Origin of the sequence: Kitasatospora sp. NPDC058162, assembly GCF_042884005.1 — a bacterium.
In the GTDB taxonomy this organism is placed as follows: Bacteria; Actinomycetota; Actinomycetes; order Streptomycetales; family Streptomycetaceae; genus Kitasatospora.
This window is the reverse complement of the sequence record NZ_JBHVUS010000034.1, coordinates 14,574-32,244: the sequence shown is the minus strand read 5'-3', so window position 1 is coordinate 32,244 and position 17,671 is coordinate 14,574. Positions and strand designations below refer to the sequence as shown.

Genomic DNA, 17,671 nt, shown 5'->3' with positions numbered 1-17,671 from the left:
GCGGGGCCGGCGCGGACAGCTCCGCACCGGCCCCGCCGCCCTGCTCAGCGCGCCGCGCTCACCGCGCCGCGTTCACCACACCACCGGCAGCCGCTCCGGCAGCCGCTTGATGAACCCCGGCCGCCAGGCCAGCTGTTCGGCCGGAACCGCGAGCCGTAGGCCCGGCAGCCGCTCGACGAGTACGGCGAGGGCGATCTCGGCGTGGGTGCGGCCGAGCGCCGAGGCCGGGCAGAAGTGCCGACCCGCACCGAAGGCGAGGTGCGGGTTGCTCAGCCGGTCGAAGTCGATCCGCTCCGGGTCCGGGAAGACCGCCGGGTCGTAGTTGGCGCCCTCGACCAGGACGAGCACCAGCTCGCCCTCCTTCACCAGCACCCCGCCCAGCCGTACGTCGGCGAGCGCGAGCCGCGGCAGGGCGTCGCCGATGGACAGGTTCACCCGCAGCAGCTCGTCGACCGCACGCCCGATCAGGCCCGGTTCCCGCCGGAGCCGGTCGGCGAGTTCGGGCCGTTCGCACAGGTAGACGACGGCGTTCAGCAGGAACGACGAGGTCGAGACCGCGCCCGCGCCGAACAGCGACAGCGCGACGGTGGCGAGCAGTTCGTTATCGACCCGATCGGAGGCGTCCGGGGAGCGGCGCAACGCGGCGAACCGGCCGAGCAGGCCGTCCACCGGTTCCGGGTCCGCGGTGAGCCGCCCGAGCAGGTGGTCGAGGTCCTTGTACCAGTTGGGGGCCGCGCCCGCGAAGGGCACCGGACTGGTGAGGAAGGCGATGTCGATGCCGGCCATCAGCCGCCGCCCGTCGTCGGCCGGGATGCCGAGCAGCCGGCAGTGCAGTGCGGCGGAGTAGGGGTCGGCGAAGCCGCCCCGGAGTTCGCCGGGGGCGCCCTGGGCGGTGAGTTCGTCGATCAGCCGGTGGGCCTCGGCCTGGAGCCAGCCGTCGAGCCCCCGGTCGGCCCGCGGGGAGAGGGTCTTCATGACGGCGTCGCGCAGTCCGGCGCTGTTGATGTTGCCCATGTTGTTGACCACCTCGGGCGGGATGGTCAGCGCGTACTGGCGGGGGACGCCGGGGTTGGCGGTGTCCTTGAGGCTGAACCGCTCGTCCTCCAGGACCTGCTTGGCCAGCGCGTAGCTGCTGACCAGCCAGGCCGGATCGCCGGTCAGGGTACGGACCCTGGCGATCGGGGTCTCCTCCCTCAGCCGGTTCGCCTCGGCGGGCAGGACGTCGCCCCGGCGGGAGAGCGGGAAGGCGATGTCGGTGGTCGGCGGGTGGGTCACGGTCACGGTCGTGCTCACGGTCGTGCTCACGGGCGTTGCTCCTCGGGGAAGTTCGGCAGTCCGGACGATCGACTACGCGGGCACAGCGGCTTCAGCGGCCTCGACGGCATCAACCGCTCCGACGGCTTCGGCGACCGCGACGACCTCGACGGCCTCGACGGCGGAGGACGCCGCCGCCGGCCGGATCACCGCGTACGCCTGGCCGGCCGCGGCGCGCAGGCCTTCGTCCCGGCCGAACAGGACGGGCGTGAGCGGGAGTTGCAGGTGGTAGCAGCTGACCGAGGAGTCCACGCCGAGCAGCGCCGGGGTGTCCAGGAAGAACGGCAGTTCGGCGACGATGTACCGGACCCCTGCGGCGAGTTGGGGTTCGCTGGGGGCCAGGCCCTCGTCCAGCCGGGCGGCCAGGAAGCCGCGGGCCATGCCCTCGGCGGCCTCGCGGAACTCCCGGTCGGTCCGGAGCGCGTCGACGGCCCGCCGGTGCAGCCGCTGGTAGGCGCGGTCGCCGGTGAAGGAGGAGAGGGCGTGCACCCGGACGTCGCCCGGCCGGCCGGCCTCCTCGACTCCCCGCTCGATCCGGCGCGCGGTGGCCTTGACCTCCTTGAGGGCCCGGCGCTCGGCGTGTTCGGGGGCGTAGCCGAAGGTCTCGAACTGGGCACCGACGAACAGGTCGGCGAAGACGATGTCGATCCGCTCGAAGAACTCCCGCCCCCACCCGATGAGTTCGGTGATCCGCCGGGCGCTGAAATAGCTGTTGCCGGGGCTGACGCCGATGAGCAGGTGTTCCCCGCGCCGCCAGATCTCCTGGCAGCGGCGGGAGTACGGAAGTGCCTCGTATCCGCCTGACGGAATCGCTATCGGGCGTTCGCCCCGGAGGGTTTCGCGCATGCCTTTTGCCTCCACATCACAGCAGTGGTCACGGGAAGGGCGTTCATGGGGATGTGGGGGAATCGCAGAGGTGCACGGCGGGTGGGGGGAGTTCACCCGGAGTGCCGTGTGCACCTGGTGGGGCTGCGGCGACCTGAAACTACCGCTGCCGCGCGGGAGCTCCGCAAGTCCCGTACGGGGGATGGCGAAATGTGATCACCGAGCGGCCGAAATCCATGTGAACCGCCACCCGGGAAACGTGTTCACGAAGATTTCTTCGACGACTGCCGAATACCGCCCGGACGACTCCTCAGGCCAGTGTGAAATCCTCCAACATCCCTCGGGAAAAGGGAATGCGTTTCGGAAGATACGCCCCCCGGAAACCGCGAAGGCCGGTGCGGAAGATCCGCACCGGCCTTCGCCGACCACCGCTCAGCCGTTACTCGTTCGGCACCGTCGCGTACTTCGCGGTGCCCTCGGCCATCTGCTTCAGGGCGTCCTTGCGGTCCCGCTTCGACAGCTTGTCGATGTAGAGGGTGCCGTACAGGTGGTCGGTCTCGTGCAGCAGGCAGCGGGCGAAGAAGCCGGTGCCCTCGACGCGGATCGCCGTGCCGTCCTTGTCGACGCCGGTCACGGCCGCGTAGTCGGGGCGCGCCAGCTCGGCGTAGGCGGTCGGGACGGACAGGCAGCCCTCGTTGCTGTCGTCGAGCACGCGGCGCCGGTCGGCCGGGTACTCCTCCAGCTTCGGGTTGATCACGTGGCCGATGTGGCGCACGCCCTCGTCGTCCGGGCAGTCGTAGACGAAGACCTTGAGGTCGACGCCGATCTGGTTGGCGGCCAGTCCGACACCCTCGGCGGCGTACATCGACTGGAACATGTCGTCGATCAGCGTGGACAGTTCGGCGTCGAACGCGGTGACGTCCTTGACCTCGCGGTGCAGGACGGGGTTGCCGACCACGGTGATCGGACGCGCGGTGCCCTTGGTGAGGTCAGGCTCCTCACCGATCACCTTCGCGGGGGCCTCGGCCGCCGCTCCCTCCACGTCGTGCTCGTGCTGGTGGTCGTGCTGCTCCGCCATTGTCTTCCGCTCCCATAGGTCTACGCGTACCTCACCAGGGTACTCAGCGGGCTCAGCAGACCTCTTCGAGATCCCGGTAAGCCCTGGTCGCGGGGGCGGCCGCGACCCAGCGGTCCAGCAGGGTGCGGACCAGGTTCGCCGGGGCGGCGAGGCCGCACTCGCGCTCGACCAGCCAGGACATCCCGGCCGCGCCGCCCTGGCTGAGGTGGCTGAGGTGCCCGGGGTGGGCGGCGTCGCCGTCGTCGTGGGGGTCGTGGTGGGCGACGATGCCGTCGTCGGAGGCCATCCGGCTCTCCGAGCAGGCGCGGCACAGCAGCCGCACCGAGGAGGTCCAGTCCTCGGCGGCGTAGCCGGCGTCGGCGACCAGCCGCTCCAGCGCGTCCCGGTCGCCGGCGGTGGCCGCCTGCAGCAGCACCACGTAGGTCGGCACCGGGGAGGGCGCCCAGAGCTCGATCTCGTCGAAGACGGGGTACGCGACGCCGTCGGTGACCCGTTCGCCGTGCGGGGCGCCGTCGTGCAGCACCACCTCGCCCCAGCGGCGGCCGGAGGAGGGCAGCGGGATGGACAGCACCTCGATCCGGGCGGGGTCGAGGCGCCGGCCCCAGACCACCTCGGACTCGCCGTCGGGGGACAGCCGCACCGGGGTGGTGCCGAGGTCCAGGCTGACCGGGCCGTCCCCGCCGGGGCCGCCGGGCAGCTTCAGCCCGTACGCCTGCCAGGCGCGGCGGGCGAGCGGCCAGTCCTGGAGGGCGGTGGCGGTGATGCCGAGGTTCCACCAGTCGGGGGCGCCGTGTTCGCGGTCGAGCAGGGCGACGGCGCGCAGACCGGCCGAACGGGCCTGCTCCCAGTCGCGGCGGAACTTGTGCAGCAGGGCGAGGTTGAACCAGGAGTCGGACAGCCAGGGCTCCAGGTCGGCGGCCATCACCAGCAGGGCGCCGGCGTCCTCGTAGCGGCCGTCGCCGATCAGCGTGAAGGCCCGGTCGGTCGTCTGCCGCCAGGTGGCGGACGGCCGGTGCCGTGCCCGGTGGAAGATCCTCACGTTCGTCCCTGCCGTCGTCGTCCGCTCAAGTCCCGTACCGCCGGGCCCGACCCGTCCTCGACGGGGCCCGGGTCCCGGTGTTCCGGGTCGGTGTTCCACGCTACGACCGCATCCAACCACGCCCGCCCCCGCCCGCGCTCCCCACCGCCGAGGTTGGGGACCGCCCCTCCCCAGCCTGCCCGTCGGAGCGCACCTCCTCAACCCCGGACGGGCGCCGCTCGACCGCGCCCCGACCGGACCGCCGCGATTCCCGGCCCCGTTTCACCCCAGCTCAGCCCGGCATCGCACCGGTTCACCACGGCTCGGCCCCGGACGTCCGGCGCCTCGGCCCCGGGTGCCCGCGCGTCAGCCCCGGCCCTGCCCGCCGACCCGGGCGAGCGCGTCCACCACCCGGGCGTCGTAGACCCTCCCGCGCCCCAGCCGCAGCACCTCCAGGGCCTCCAGCCGCCCCACCGCCTCGCCCAGGCCCCGGCCGCGGGCCGCGGTGAGCAGGTCGTCGTGGGCGTTGGCGACCCGGATGATCCGGGCGGCCAGCGGCACCGGGCCGTCGCCGCCCACCGGCCCGGGGCAGGGGTCGGCCAGTCGGGCGACCTGCTCGGCGACCTGCCGGGGCACCCCGGTGCGGCTGATCACCTCGCTGCCCAGCCGGGCGATGCGCTGCTGCTCGGCGCAGGACAGCAGCGCGGTGGCGCCGTCCGGCACCGGTTCGACCAGGGACAGCTGCCCGACGTCGTGCATCAGCGCCGCGTACTCCAGCAGGGCGAGCTCGCGGGTGCCCAGCCCCAGCTCGCGGCCCAGCGCGCACGCCGTGTCCGCGACCCGGCGCGCGTGCCCGTGCGGGGTGTACCCGGCGACCTCGGTGGCCCGGGCGAGACTGGCGATGGTCTGCCCGGTGGTGGCCCGCACCGCGGCGGCCCGCCGGAAGGACACCTGGGCGAGCAGCAGCGGGGTGCAGAACAGCGGCAGCGCCCACAGCCCGACCTCACCGGCCGCGAGGCTGACCAGCATCCCGGTGGCGACGATCGCCGAGCCGATCCCGAACAGCGAGCGCAGCTCGTCCTCCAGCGCGGCCGGGAACCGCGGCCCGGTGGCCCCGGGTCCGTCTTCGGGCTCCCGTCGTCCGCCCGGAGGGCGGGCGGGGCGGCTTCGGGGTGCGTGCATCGCACGGCGGAGGAGGGAACCACTGCCGAACATCGGCGACCGACGACAACGCGGCGGGGTGCGTGCCCCGACGCCGTCCCGCAGGCCGGAGCCCGAAGACGGACCCGCAGCCCGCAGCAGCGCCGCCAGGGTGGCGTCGCAGAGCGCGGCCAGCGCGGCGACGGCGGTCAGGAAGGCCCCGTAGGCCGGGCCCTCGGGCGAGAAGCGGTCGACCAGGCCGCCGTTGTAGAGCGGCTGGAAGACGGCGGCGGCGAAGCCGACCGCGAGCAGTCGGCGGGCGGCGCTGTCGCGGCGGGCCGGGTCGGCCCAGGGCGGGCGCCGGTGCGGCCGCCCCGGGCGGTGCGGCAGCGCGAGCCCGGGCAGCCAGCCCAGCAGCAGGCCGATCCCGGTCACCGCGACGACCTGGAGCGTGCCGTGCGCGGTCGGCACCCCGCGCAGCGGCCCGAGCAGGGCGTACGCCAGCGCGCCGGCCGCGCCGATGGGCGCCTGCTCGCGGTCCCCCGGAAGGGTGATCCGGACGCATTCGCCGAGGGCGATCAGCGCGGTGAACGCCAGCGCGACCCTCGGTTCGGCGATCCCGCGTACCGCGACCGCGCCGAGCGCGAGCACCAGCAGCGCGGCGGCCGCCGTGTGCACGGCGCTCGCGGTGGGCCCGCGCGCCGCCCAGACGCGGGCACCGGCGCCCTGCCCGGCAGCTTGGCCAGCGCCAGCGGCCGCGGCCCCCGGGCCCGGACCGGGCCCGGTCACGGCTGCCCGGCCGCGGGGCGGGTGCCGCCCTGGGCGGGCACCCGCCCGGGCGCGGCCCGCACCGGCTCGGGCACCCCGAGCGGGATGTCCGGGACGGCCCGCACGCAGTCCTCGGAGTGCACCACCGGCTGCCAGCCGTGCACGGCCAGCGCGTCGATCAGCGCCCGCACCATCACCGGGTCGAACTGGCTGCCGGAGCAGCGCTCCAGTTCGGCCACCGCCTCGGCGACGGGGCGTCCGCGCCGGTAGGAGCGGGTGGAGGTCATCGAGTCGAAGGCGTCGGCGACCGAGATGATCCGGGCGAACTCCGGGATCTGCCCGCCCGCCAGCCCGCTCGGGTAGCCGCGCCCGTCCATCCGCTCGTGGTGGTGCAGGATCCCGGAGTGCGCCTCGCCGAGGAAGTCGATGCCGCGCACCAGCTCGTACCCGTACACCGGGTGGACCTCCACCGCGCGGCGCTCGTCCTCGCTGAGGGGACCGTTTCTGCGCAGCAGCTCGGTGGCCACGCCGAGCTTGCCGACGTCGTGCAGGATCCCGGCGAAGCGCAGGGTGCGCAGCCGCTCGGGCTCCATGCCGAGCTGACCGGCGATCAGCACCGAGGCCCGGCCGACCCGTTCGCTGTGCCCGCGGGTGTACGCGTCCTTGATCTCCACCGCCTGCACCAGGGACTGCACGGTGGCCTGGTGGGCGTCCCGCTCGCGCTGGCCCTGGGCGAACACCCAGGCCGAGATGGACAGCGGCAGCAGGGCCAGCAGGGCGGCGAACGCCCCGTACGGGCCCTGCCAGAGCACCGCGACCATCAGCCCGCCGGCCGCGTGCACCAGCACCGGCAGCCCGCACACCGAGCAGGCGCCGCGCAGCACCTCGGCGGCCGGCCGGGCCTCGCTGAGCAGCACCATGACGCCCACCACCAGCCCGTTGACCAGGCAGAACGCGCCGACGGCGGCGAAGCCGGGCAGCAGCGCGGCCGGGAAGCGGGAGCCGAGCAGCAGCTGCGGGCCGTGCAGCAGGTGGAAGGCGACCGAGGAGGCGAAGGCGCACAGGGCGAGCTGGGAGCCGTTGAACAGCTGGCGCCGGCGGCAGCCGGGGCCGGTGGGGCCGCCGAGCAGCGCGGCGGGGGCGGCGACCAGGGCGGCGGCGGCCGGCGGGAGCATCAGCACCCCGGCGAACAGCACCGGGAAGAAGGCGTTCACCCCGGGGCGGGAGGGCACCCGTCCGGCGGGCGCGGGGCGGCGCAGCAGCCGGCGCAGGAGGAGCGAGCAGGGGGTGGGCAGGCCCTGGGCGAGCGACTCCCAGCAGCCGTGCAGGAAGCCGAGCAGCCCGACCTTGGGCCAGTCCGTCGGGTGGCCGAGCCAGCGCGGCACCCCGGGGGTGACGGCCTCGGGCAGCAGCGGCAGCAGGCAGCACAGGGCCGCCACCGGGACGGCCACCAGGTAGCGCGCAGCCCCCTGCGGCAGGGTCGCGCCTCCACTGTCGGTAGCGATCTCGACCTCCCCGCCTCCGGGCACCGTGTTGCCTCAGCGCGCCGGGGTGACCGGCGGTGAGCGTCCGTCAGGAGGATAGGCCGCCGTCCGGGCGTGGGGACGCATGATCGCGCAATGGCGCAGTTGGCGCACCGCCAACTCACTCGAACGAGTGACGGCGCACGCGAGCAGAACGGGAGCGGCCCCGGGAGCGCATGCTCCCGGGGCCGCTGAACTCCCTGCCCGAACCGTTTCGCCCCGCCCTCGCCGGCGGGCCGTACGGTCCGCTCGCCGGACTACTCGGCCGGCGCTCCGGCCTCGACCGGCGCACCGGGGCGCACGCCGGGCTCCTCGCCCGCGCCCTCGTGCGCCTGCGCCGGCCTGGGCGCCGGGCGGGCGGACTCGACGTGCACCTCGACCGAGGTCTCCACGGCGACCACCACCGGTTCGCCCGAACGCTGCCCGGCCCGGATCGAGTCGATCCTCGCCAGCACCTTGCTGCGCAGGTCCGTCGGGGTGTCGTCGCAGCCGCAGGAACGCTTGATCAGCGCCTTGATCGCCTGCTCCAGCCCGTACTGCTTCAAGCAGGGCGAGCACTCCTCGAAGTGCACGCGCAGCTTGGCGCAGTCGCCCTCGGCCATCTCGTTGTCGAGGAATTCATAGAGGTGGTCGAGGACCTCGCCACACTCGGTTTCGTGCGGATCGCCGCAGCTCATGAGCCCGAGCCCTTCGCTTCCTGCCCTGCCCCGCTGCCGGCCGGGACCAGCCCGCGCTCACGGGCGTAGTCCTCCAGCATGCCGCGCAGCTGACGGCGGCCGCGGTGCAGCCGGGACATCACCGTACCGATGGGAGTACCCATGATGTCCGCGATCTCCTTGTACGCAAAGCCTTCTACGTCCGCGAGATAGACGGCGATCCGGAATTCCTCCGGGATCGCCTGGAGCGCGTCCTTCACATCGCTGTCGGGGAGGTGGTCGAGCGCCTGGGTCTCGGCCGAGCGCAGACCGGTCGACATGTGCGACTCGGCCCTGGCCAGCTGCCAGTCCTCGATCTCCTCCGCCGCGGTGCGCTGGGGCTCCCGCTGCTTCTTGCGGTACGAGTTGATGAACGTGTTGGTGAGGATGCGGTACAGCCAGGCCTTGAGGTTCGTGCCCTCACGGAACTGGTGGAAGGACGCGTACGCCTTGGCGAACGCCTCCTGGAGCAGGTCCTCCGCGTCCGCGGGGTTGCGCGTCATGCGCAGCGCCGCCGAGTACATCGGATCGAGGTAGCCCAGAGCGTCGCGCTCGAAGCGCTCCCGCCGGGCCTCCTCGGACTCCTCCGCCGACACCCGGAAGGTGTCCTCACCGATCGCCTCGGCCAGCTCCTCACCGGTGAGCGCCTCGCCCGCAGGCAGGGCCTCGTCCGGGCCACGGCCCGGATCGGCCTCGTGCTCGGTCCCGACGACCGGACCCACCTCCTCGGCATGACGGGAACGACCCACGGCGGGCCGCCCAGAAATGGAGGATATCGGGCTGACGGGCTTCTCGCCCGCGTCGATCCAGTCCGACCAGGAAGGAGCGAACGCCGCGGCGGCCTCGCGCTCCTCCGGCCGTTCGGGGCACGCGATCGAACCCATCTGCCCTGCCTCTCACCGGTGACTCATGCTGACGGACACGACAACCACACCGGCCCCGCCCGCATTCCCGCCCGCACCCACCGTTCACTCGCACGAGTGAGCGACCGGAAACGCCCTGCTCACGGCCCGCGCCACCGCCGACGGCCCCCGGGCGCCCCCGAGTTCACAGCAGCCCCAGCACCCAGTCCCCCACCGCCGAGCAGATCAGCTCCAGCACCTCGTCCTGCCCCACCGGCGCCCGCTTCGGCACCTCGAACCCGTGGCTCCCGTACGGCACCGCCACCAGCTCGTGCCCCGGCGGCAGCTCCGGGAACTCCGCCGGCCCGCCGAACGGGTCCGCCACGCTCTGCACCACCAGCGTCGGCAGCCCCGACCCCAGCAGCTCCTCCGCCCGGCTCTTCTCCGGCTTGCCCGGCGGGTGCAGCGGGAACGCCAGCGCCACCACCCCCACCGCACCGCTCTCCGCCCCCGTACGGCACGCCACCCGCGCCCCGGCACTGCGCCCGCCGACCACCAGCGGCAGCCCGGCCCCGGCCAGCCGCTCCGCGACCGGCCGCCAGCCGACGTCCAGGGTCTTCGGCGCCGGGCCCAGCTTCTTCCCCGCCACCCGCCACGGCTGCTCGACCAGCGCCACCGTGATCCCCCGGGCCGGCAAGGCCTCGGCCAGCGCCACCAGGTCCCGCGCCCCGGTCCCGCCGCCCGCGCCGTGGCCCAGCGCCAGCACCGCCTTCGGCGCGGCCGCCCGGTGATAGGTGATCCGGGCGTCCCCGGCCCCGGTGGTGACGAGTTCGGAGGTGGTCATCCCGGCAAACTCCCAAAGTCTCAGAACCCGAAGAACCTTCAGATCGGTTCAGAACGTTTCAGAACTGTTCTGATCAGAACAGTGTGGTCTCGTACTCGGCCTCGGCCCACGGCTCCTTGAGCTCCGGACCGTTGTTGCGGATGTTGCCGACCGCCGGCGACACCGGCGTGGCCAGCAGCGCCCCCGGCGGCGGGGGTATCAGCAGCCGGCGCACCTCCTCCGGCTCGGTCAGCCCCGGGTCCAGCCACTGCGCCCAGTCCCGGGCGTCCAGGAACAGCGGCATCCGCTCGTGGATCGGCGCCAGCGACTCCTCGGCGTCCGTGGTCACGATCGTGAAGGTCACCAGCCAGGCCTCCGGGTGCCCCGGCGGCACCGTCCGGTTGCGCCAGAACTCGTACAGCCCCGCCAGCGCCAGCGGAGCGCCGTCCGCCCGGGACACGAAGAACGGCTTCTTGCGCGCCTTGCCCCGCTCCCCCGGCACCGTCTGCCACTCGTAGTAGCCGTCCACCGGCAGGATGCAGCGGCGCGCGGCGAAGGCCTGCCGGTAGGCGGGCTTCTCGTGCACCGTGTCCGACCGGGCGTTGATCATCTTCACCGCCGTCTCGGCGGAGTTCGACCACTGCGGCACCAGCCCCCAGCGCAGCGCCCTCAGCTGCCGCACCGGCCGCTCCGCCCCCTTGGCCAGCCGCTCCAGCACCACGAAGGCGCTGTTGGTCGGCGCCACGTTCCAGTTCGGGTCCAGGGACTCCTCCGGATCCCAGAACTCCACGTCGAACAGCTCGACGACGTCCTCCGGCTTGCTGCTGGCTGCGAAGCGACCGCACATGCGGGCCATGCTAGCCACGCCGCCCCCGCTCACGACTTCCTCATCCACGGACCAGAACCGCCCGCTCCCCTCCACCCGTCCCCGCATGGGAGGCTGCCCCGAACGGCCCAACGCAGCGAACGGAGGCGACGACCCGCCGATGAACCCGAACAACCAGAACCTCGGCGAACTGTGGGACCGGGTCACCGGCACCCAGGCCGCCCCGCCCGGCTGGCTCGTCCTCGCGACCGGCTGCGCCGCCCTGCTCGTCGTCCTCGCCCGCCCGCTCTGGCACGTCGCCCGCAACGCCGTCACCATCGCCCACGAGGGCGGCCACGGCCTCGCCGCACTCGCCACCGGCCGCAAGCTCGCCGGCATCCGGCTGCACTCCGACACCTCCGGCCTCACCCTCTCCTACGGCCGCCCCACCGGCCCCGGCATGGTCCTCACCGCCGCCGCCGGCTACACCGCCCCCGCCCTGCTCGGCCTCGGCTGCGCCGCCCTGCTCGCCGCCGACCGGATCACCCTGCTGCTCTGGCTGGCCATCGCCCTGCTGCTGGCCCTGCTCCTCCGCATCCGCAACGCCTTCGGCCTGTTCACCGTGCTGGTCGCCGGCGGCGCCTTCTTCCTGGTCTCCTGGTTCGGCAGCGCCCAGGTCCAGGCCGGCTTCGCCTACCTCGGCTGCTGGTTCCTGCTGTTCGGGGCGGTCCGCCCGGTCCTGGAACTCCAGCACCAGCGCCGCATCGGCTGGGCCCGCGACTCCGACGCCGACCAGCTCGCCCGGCTCACCCACGTCCCGGCCCTGGCCTGGGTCACCGTCTTCCTGCTGATCGCCCTCGCCTGCCTCGCCCTGGGCGCCAGCTGGCTGCTCCAGCCCCTCCACTAAACATCGACGGACCCGCCCCGGAACGCCCCCATCCCGTCATCCGGCCGCATAAGGGGCCGTTCCGGTACGGCCCCTAGACTGGCCCCCATGACCGAGACCCTGTGGCCCGCCCCCGTCGCCACCGCCCCCGTCGACGCCACCGTCACCATCCCCGGCTCCAAGTCGGTCACCAACCGGGCCCTGGTGCTGGCGGCCCTCGCCGACGGACCGGGCTGGGTGCGCCGCCCGCTGCGCAGCCGCGACTCCCAGCTGATGGCCGACGGCCTGCGCGCCCTCGGGGTCACCATCGAGGAAAAGGTCAACAACGACTCCGGCGGCACCGGCGGCGGCGAGGCCTGGCGGGTCATCCCCGCCCCCGTGCTGCGCGGCCCCGCCAACGTCGACGTCGGCAACGCCGGCACCGTCATGCGCTTCCTGCCCCCGCTCGCCGCCCTCGCCGACGGCCCGGTCCACTTCGACGGCGACCCGCGCAGCCATGAGCGCCCCCAGCACGGCGTGATCAACGCCCTGCGCGCGCTCGGCGCCCGGATCGAGGACGGCGGCCGCGGCAGCTTCCCGCTCACCGTCCACGGCACCGGCGGCCTCGACGGCGGCCCGGTCGAGCTGGACGCCTCCTCCTCGTCCCAGTTCGTCTCCGCCCTGCTGCTCTCCGGCGCCCGCTACAACCACGGCGTGGAGGTCCGGCACGTCGGCGGCCCCGTCCCGTCGCTGCCGCACATCCGGATGACCGTCGAGATGCTGCGCCTGGCCGGCGTCCAGGTCGACGCCCCCGAGGACGGCGGCGAGAAGGACGTCTGGCGGGTCACCCCCGGCGCCCTGCTCGGCCGCGACCTCGTCGTCGAGCCCGACCTGTCCAACGCCGCCCCGTTCTTCGCCGCCGCCCTGGTCACCGGCGGCCGGGTCACCGTGCGCGACTGGCCCAAGCACACCACCCAGCCCGGCGACCAGCTGCGCGACCTCTACACCCGGATGGGCGGCGCCTGCGAGTACACCGACGAGGGCCTCCAGTTCACCGGCACCGGCCGGATCCACGGCATCGAGGCCGACCTGCACGACGTCGGCGAGCTCACCCCGGTGATCGCCGCCGTCGCCGCCCTCGCCGACTCCGAGTCCCACCTGTACGGCATCGCCCACCTGCGCCTGCACGAGACCGACCGGCTCGCCGCCCTCGCCAAGGAGATCAACGACCTGGGCGGCGACGTCAGCGAGACCGAGGACGGCCTGCGGATCCGCCCCCGCCCGCTGCACGGCGGCATCTTCCACACCTACGAGGACCACCGCCTGGCCACCGCCGCCGCGGTGCTCGGCCTCGCCGTGCCCGGCGTCGAGGTGGAGAACGTGGGCACCACCGCCAAGACCCTGCCCGACTTCCCGAAGATGTGGGCGGAGCTGCTCGGCGGAGCGGCGGCGGACGCCTGAGCGGAGACTTGAACCATGCGCCGCTACGGCAAGGACGCCGACGAGGACGACATCCGCAACCGCCCGGCACGCCGGGGCTCCCGGCCGCGGACCCGGATCCGGCCCAAGCACGAGGACGCCGACGAGGCGATGGTGCTGACGGTCGACCGCGGCCGGATCACCTGCCTGGTCGACCCGGGGACCAAGCAGGAGCGTGAGGTCGTCGCCATGAAGGCCCGCGAGCTGGGCCGCAAGGGCGTCGTCGTCGGCGACGTGGTCAACCTGGTCGGCGACCTCTCCGGGGACACCGACACCCTCGCCCGGATCGTCCGGGTCGAGGAGCGCAGCTCCGTGCTGCGCCGCACCGCGGACGACGACGACCCGTACGAACGGATCGTCGTCGCCAACGCCGACCAGCTGGCCATCGTCACCGCGCTGGCCGACCCGGAGCCCCGCCCCCGGCTGATCGACCGCTGCCTGGTCGCCGCCTACGACGCGGGCATGGAGCCGCTGCTGGTGCTCACCAAGGCCGACCTGGCCCCGGCCGCACCGCTGCTGGAGTCCTACGCCCCGCTCGGCATCGACTACGTCGTCACCCGCCGGGACGAACTGGAGACCGCCGGCGCCGAGGCCGTGCGCGAGCACCTGCGCGGACTCTCCACGGTGTTCATCGGCCACTCCGGCGTCGGCAAGACCACCCTGGTCAACGCCCTCGTCCCGGACCGCCGGCGGCAGACCGGCCACGTCAACGCCGTCACCGGCCGCGGCCGGCACACCACCGTCTCCGCCCTCGCGCTGCGGCTGCCCCCGCCGCCCGGCGTCAAGCCCGGCTCCAGGAAGGCGCTCGACCCGGGCTGGGTGATCGACACGCCCGGCTTCCGCTCCTTCGGCCTCTCCCACATCGACCCGTCCCGGGTCATCCTGGCCTTCCCCGACCTGGAGCCCGGCACCGTCGACTGCCCGCGCGCCTGCAGCCACGACGAGCCGGACTGCGCCCTGGACGCCTGGGTCGCCGACGGCCACGCCGAGGCCGCGCGGCTGTACTCGCTGCGCCGCCTGCTCTCCAGCAAGGAGGCCCGCGAGGGCGACTGAGCCCCGCGGGGCTCCGCCCTCCCCCGAGGCTGGTGGCGCGTTCGAGGTGTCGGACCGCCCCTCCCTGGCGATCATAGGAAAGTCGGGCCGGGCACGGCCCGTCCGTCGATCGACAGGGAGGGCACGCGATGGCATGGGCCCTGGTGATCCTGGCCGGCCTGCTGGAGACCGGCTTCGCGATCAACCTCAAGCTCAGCGAGGGGTTCACCAAGCTCTGGCCCACCGTCACCTTCTGCGTGTTCGCCCTCGGCAGCTTCGGCCTGCTCACCCTCTCGCTCAAGAGCCTGCCTGTCGGCCCCGCCTACGCGGTGTGGACCGGCATCGGCGCGGCCGGCACCGCCATCTACGGCATGGCCTTCCTGGACGAGACCACCTCGGTGCTCAAACTGGTCTCCATCTCCCTGGTGATCGCCGGTGTGATCGGCCTCCAGCTCAGCGGTTCCGCCCACTGAGCGCCCACCCCTCCCGAGCGCCCCGCTGAGCTAGGGTTTCGGGCATGGCCGACTACCACGACGACCTCCGACTCGCCCACGTCCTCGCCGACTCGGCCGACTCGGTCACCCTGGACCGTTTCCGCGCCCTCGACCTGAAGATCGAGACCAAGCCGGACCTCACCCCGGTCAGCGACGCCGACAAGGCCGCCGAGGAGCTCGTGCGCAGCGTGCTCCAGCGCGCCCGTCCGCGCGACGCCGTGCTCGGCGAGGAGTTCGGCCTGCAGGGCTCCGGCCCGCGCCGCTGGGTGATCGACCCGATCGACGGCACCAAGAACTACATCCGCGGCGTACCGGTCTGGGCCACCCTGATCGCCCTGCTGGAGGACGGCCCGGACGGCGTCGAGCGCCCGGTGGTCGGCATCGTCTCCGCCCCGGCGCTGCAGCGCCGCTGGTGGGCCGCGAAGGGCCTGGGCGCCTACGCGGGCCGCAGCCTGGCCAAGGCCTCCCGGATCCACGTCTCCGGGGTGTCCCGGATCGAGGACGCCTCCTTCTCGTACTCCTCCCTCACCGGCTGGGAGGACCGCGGCCGGCTCGACCCGTTCCTGGACCTCACCCGGGCCTGCTGGCGCACCCGCGCCTACGGCGACTTCTGGTCCTACATGATGGTCGCCGAGGGCGCCGTGGACATCGCCGCCGAGCCCGAGCTGTCGCTGTGGGACATGGCCGCGCCCTGCATCGTCGTCGAGGAGGCCGGCGGCAGCTTCACCGGCCTGGACGGCGTCCCCGGCCCGGGCGGCGCCGACGCGGTGGCCACCAACGGCCTGCTGCACGGGGAGACCCTGCGGCGCCTGAGCGTCTGAGCTGCTACTCGCCCGCTCGCCTCCGGGGCGCTCTGCCCCGAGCCGGACATGGTTGCGGGCCCTGTGACCAGTGGGAGCTGGTCACAGGGCCCGCCGCTCGTTCCGGCCCGTCCTACTGCTTGCGCAGCTCCCGGACCGCCGCGTCCAGCCGCTGCCCGTAATCGGCGTCGGCCTTGCGGAAGTTGTCGATCGCCCGCTCCACGATGTCCTCGCGGTCGGCCGAGACCTTGGCGATGAAGCCGGCCAGGTTGGCGATCAGCCGCTGCTTCTCGTCCTCCGAGAACAGTCGGTAGAGGTCGCCCGCCTGCACGAAGTCGTCGTCCTCGGCGTGCGAGGGCGCCACGTGGGTGCCGGTGGAGCCGTCGACCGCGGTCGCCGCCCAGAGCGGACGGCCGGTCTGCACCGGGCCGCCGAAGCTGTTCGGCTCGTAGTTCTTCTGCCGGCCGTGGCGGCCGTCGTACAGGTGGCCGTCCCGGCCGTTGGTGCGGGCCTCGGTGGCGTGCGGGCGGTTCACCGGCAGGTGGTCGGCGTTGATGCCGACCCGGTAGCGGTGGGCGTCCGCGTAGGCGAACAGCCGGCCCTGGAGCATCTTGTCCGGGGAGGGGCCGATGCCGGGCACGAAGTGCGCCGGGGAGAACACCGACTGCTCGACCTCGGCGAAGACGTTGTCGGGGTTGCGGTTGAGCTCCAGCCGGCCGATCTCGATCGGCGGGTAGTCGGCGTGCGGCCAGACCTTGGTCAGGTCGAAGGGGTTGAAGCGGTAACCGGCCGCGTCGGCCGCCGGCATGATCTGGACCTGCACCGTCCAGCTGGGGAACTCGCCGCGCTCGATCGACTCGCGCAGGTCGCGCTGGTGGCTGTCCGGGTCCTCGCCGGCGAGGAGGTTGGCCTCGGCCTGGGTGAGGTTGCGGATGCCCTGGTCGGTCTTGAAGTGGTACTTGACCCAGAAGTGCTCGCCGGCCTCGTTCTGCCACTGGAAGGTGTGCGAGCCGTAGCCGTTCAGGTGCCGGTAGCTGGCCGGGATGCCGCGGTCGCCGAACAGCCAGGTCACCTGGTGGGTGGCCTCGGGCGACAGGCCCCAGAAGTCCCAGACGTTGTCGGCCTCCTGGGAGCCGGTGTACGGGTCCCGCTTCTGGGTGTGGATGAAGTCGGGGAACTTGATGGCGTCCTTGATGAAGAACACCGGGGTGTTGTTGCCGACGAGGTCGTAGTTGCCCTCCTCGGTGTAGAACTTCAGCGCGAAGCCGCGGGGGTCGCGCACCGCGTCGGCCGCGCCGAGGTTGCCGGCCACGGTGGAGAACCGCAGGAACACCTCGGTCTGCTTGCCGACCTCGGACAGGAAGCCCGCCCGGGTGAAGGGCGTCACGTCGGCGGTCACCGTGAAGGTGCCGTACGCGCCCGCGCCGCGGGCGTGCACCACGCGCTCCGGGATCCGCTCGCGGTTGAAGTGCGCGAGCTTCTCGAACAGCAGCTGGTCCTGGATCAGGGCCGGGCCGCCGACGCCCGCGGTCTCGGTGTTCTGGTTGTCCGCGACGGGGGCGCCCGCCTCGGTGGTGAGCGTCGGGCGCAGCTCGTCCTGCGTGGTCATAACGGGTTGCCTCCGAGGGATCCGGTCGTGATGACACGATCCTAACTTGGACTTCGTCCAAGTCAATACTGTCCCTAATCTCGGAGCGTGACTTATTCTGGTGCCATGAGTGACCTGCTGGAGAGACTGCGCGGACGCGGCTGGCGGCTGACCTCACAGCGCCGGGTGGTGGCCGAGGTCCTCGACGGCGAGCACGTCCACCTCACCGCGGACGAGGTGCACGCCCGCGCCGCCGCCCGCCTGCCCGAGATCAGCCGCGCCACCGTCTACAACACGCTCGGCGAACTCGTCACCCTCGGCGAGGTGCTGGAGGTCGCCACCGACGGCCGTGCCAAGCGCTACGACCCCAACGCCCACCGCGCCCACCAGCACCTGGTCTGCTCCGGCTGCGGCGCGATCCGCGACGTCCACCCGCACGGCGACCCGCTCGCCGCGCTGCCCGCGGCCGAACGCTTCGGCTTCGCCGTCACCACCGCCGAGGTCACCTACCGCGGCCTGTGCCCCGACTGCCGCGACTGAGGCGACCGCAGCACCCGAGGCCCCTGAGGCGCGGCCCCACGC

17 protein-coding genes are annotated in these 17,671 nt (G+C 73.5%); 6 read left to right on the top strand and 11 right to left on the bottom strand.

Going from position 1 to position 17,671, the window contains the following annotated elements:
• Positions 1-72: 72 nt before the first annotated feature.
• The 10 genes from ACFVXG_RS36995 to ACFVXG_RS36950 all read right to left on the bottom strand — a co-directional run bounded on the left by ACFVXG_RS36995 (position 73) and on the right by ACFVXG_RS36950 (position 10,873).
• The gene (locus ACFVXG_RS36995; RefSeq protein WP_387934184.1) at positions 73-1,305 is read right to left on the bottom strand and encodes a cytochrome P450; all 1,233 of its coding nucleotides are present in this window, start codon (positions 1,303-1,305) and stop codon (positions 73-75) included.
• Between the two features lie 42 nt (positions 1,306-1,347).
• A complete protein-coding gene (locus tag ACFVXG_RS36990; protein ID WP_387934183.1) occupies positions 1,348-2,160 on the bottom strand; it encodes a tRNA-dependent cyclodipeptide synthase in 813 nt (270 codons plus the stop codon).
• 418 nt (positions 2,161-2,578) lie between these two features.
• On the bottom strand, positions 2,579-3,217 hold the full coding sequence (def, locus tag ACFVXG_RS36985) for a peptide deformylase (RefSeq protein ID WP_387934181.1): 639 nt from the start codon (positions 3,215-3,217) through the stop codon (positions 2,579-2,581).
• A gap of 52 nt (positions 3,218-3,269) precedes the next feature.
• On the bottom strand, positions 3,270-4,256 hold the full coding sequence (locus ACFVXG_RS36980; protein ID WP_387934179.1) for a tetratricopeptide repeat protein: 987 nt from the start codon (positions 4,254-4,256) through the stop codon (positions 3,270-3,272).
• Positions 4,257-4,601: 345 nt separating this feature from the next.
• Positions 4,602-6,053, bottom strand: a complete 1,452-nt coding sequence (locus tag ACFVXG_RS36975; RefSeq protein WP_387934177.1) for an HD-GYP domain-containing protein — start codon at positions 6,051-6,053, stop codon at positions 4,602-4,604.
• A gap of 107 nt (positions 6,054-6,160) precedes the next feature.
• The gene (locus ACFVXG_RS36970; protein ID WP_387934175.1) at positions 6,161-7,672 is read right to left on the bottom strand and encodes an HD-GYP domain-containing protein; all 1,512 of its coding nucleotides are present in this window, start codon (positions 7,670-7,672) and stop codon (positions 6,161-6,163) included.
• Between the two features lie 251 nt (positions 7,673-7,923).
• Positions 7,924-8,343: a mycothiol system anti-sigma-R factor gene (gene rsrA, locus ACFVXG_RS36965; protein WP_350504469.1), complete on the bottom strand. Its 420-nt coding sequence runs from the start codon at positions 8,341-8,343 to the stop codon at positions 7,924-7,926.
• On the bottom strand, positions 8,340-9,245 hold the full coding sequence (locus ACFVXG_RS36960; protein ID WP_387934173.1) for a sigma-70 family RNA polymerase sigma factor: 906 nt from the start codon (positions 9,243-9,245) through the stop codon (positions 8,340-8,342). The genes rsrA and ACFVXG_RS36960 overlap by 4 nt, the downstream gene beginning before the upstream one ends.
• A 163-nt stretch (positions 9,246-9,408) precedes the next feature.
• Entirely contained in the window at positions 9,409-10,047 is a 639-nt protein-coding gene (locus ACFVXG_RS36955; protein WP_387934172.1) for an alpha/beta family hydrolase, read from the bottom strand.
• 73 nt (positions 10,048-10,120) lie between these two features.
• Complete coding sequence (locus tag ACFVXG_RS36950) at positions 10,121-10,873, bottom strand: SOS response-associated peptidase (protein ID WP_387934170.1); 753 nt, start codon at positions 10,871-10,873, stop codon at positions 10,121-10,123.
• 139 nt (positions 10,874-11,012) lie between these two features.
• Here ACFVXG_RS36950 and ACFVXG_RS36945 point away from each other — a divergent pair, with 139 nt between their 5' ends.
• The 5 genes from ACFVXG_RS36945 to hisN all read left to right on the top strand — a co-directional run bounded on the left by ACFVXG_RS36945 (position 11,013) and on the right by hisN (position 15,522).
• The gene (locus ACFVXG_RS36945) at positions 11,013-11,738 is read left to right on the top strand and encodes a M50 family metallopeptidase (RefSeq protein ID WP_387934168.1); all 726 of its coding nucleotides are present in this window, start codon (positions 11,013-11,015) and stop codon (positions 11,736-11,738) included.
• Between the two features lie 87 nt (positions 11,739-11,825).
• Positions 11,826-13,157, top strand: coding sequence for a 3-phosphoshikimate 1-carboxyvinyltransferase (gene aroA, locus ACFVXG_RS36940; RefSeq protein ID WP_387934166.1), 1,332 nt, complete (start codon positions 11,826-11,828; stop codon positions 13,155-13,157).
• Positions 13,158-13,172: 15 nt separating this feature from the next.
• Positions 13,173-14,228, top strand: coding sequence for a ribosome small subunit-dependent GTPase A (rsgA, locus tag ACFVXG_RS36935; RefSeq protein WP_387934164.1), 1,056 nt, complete (start codon positions 13,173-13,175; stop codon positions 14,226-14,228).
• Between the two features lie 128 nt (positions 14,229-14,356).
• The gene (locus ACFVXG_RS36930; protein ID WP_350504475.1) at positions 14,357-14,680 is read left to right on the top strand and encodes a multidrug efflux SMR transporter; all 324 of its coding nucleotides are present in this window, start codon (positions 14,357-14,359) and stop codon (positions 14,678-14,680) included.
• Between the two features lie 44 nt (positions 14,681-14,724).
• Entirely contained in the window at positions 14,725-15,522 is a 798-nt protein-coding gene (gene hisN / locus ACFVXG_RS36925; RefSeq protein ID WP_350504476.1) for a histidinol-phosphatase, read from the top strand.
• A gap of 112 nt (positions 15,523-15,634) precedes the next feature.
• On the opposite strand, the gene ACFVXG_RS36920 is transcribed toward hisN, so the two are convergent.
• Positions 15,635-17,110 carry a catalase gene (locus tag ACFVXG_RS36920; RefSeq protein WP_387934162.1) on the bottom strand — a complete coding sequence of 492 codons (1,476 nt, stop codon included), beginning with the start codon at positions 17,108-17,110 and terminating at the stop codon, positions 15,635-15,637.
• A 105-nt stretch (positions 17,111-17,215) separates the two neighbouring features.
• Here ACFVXG_RS36920 and ACFVXG_RS36915 point away from each other — a divergent pair, with 105 nt between their 5' ends.
• Positions 17,216-17,629 (top strand): Fur family transcriptional regulator, encoded by a 414-nt coding sequence (locus ACFVXG_RS36915; RefSeq protein WP_387934160.1) that lies wholly within the window; start codon positions 17,216-17,218, stop codon positions 17,627-17,629.
• Positions 17,630-17,671: the final 42 nt, after the last annotated feature.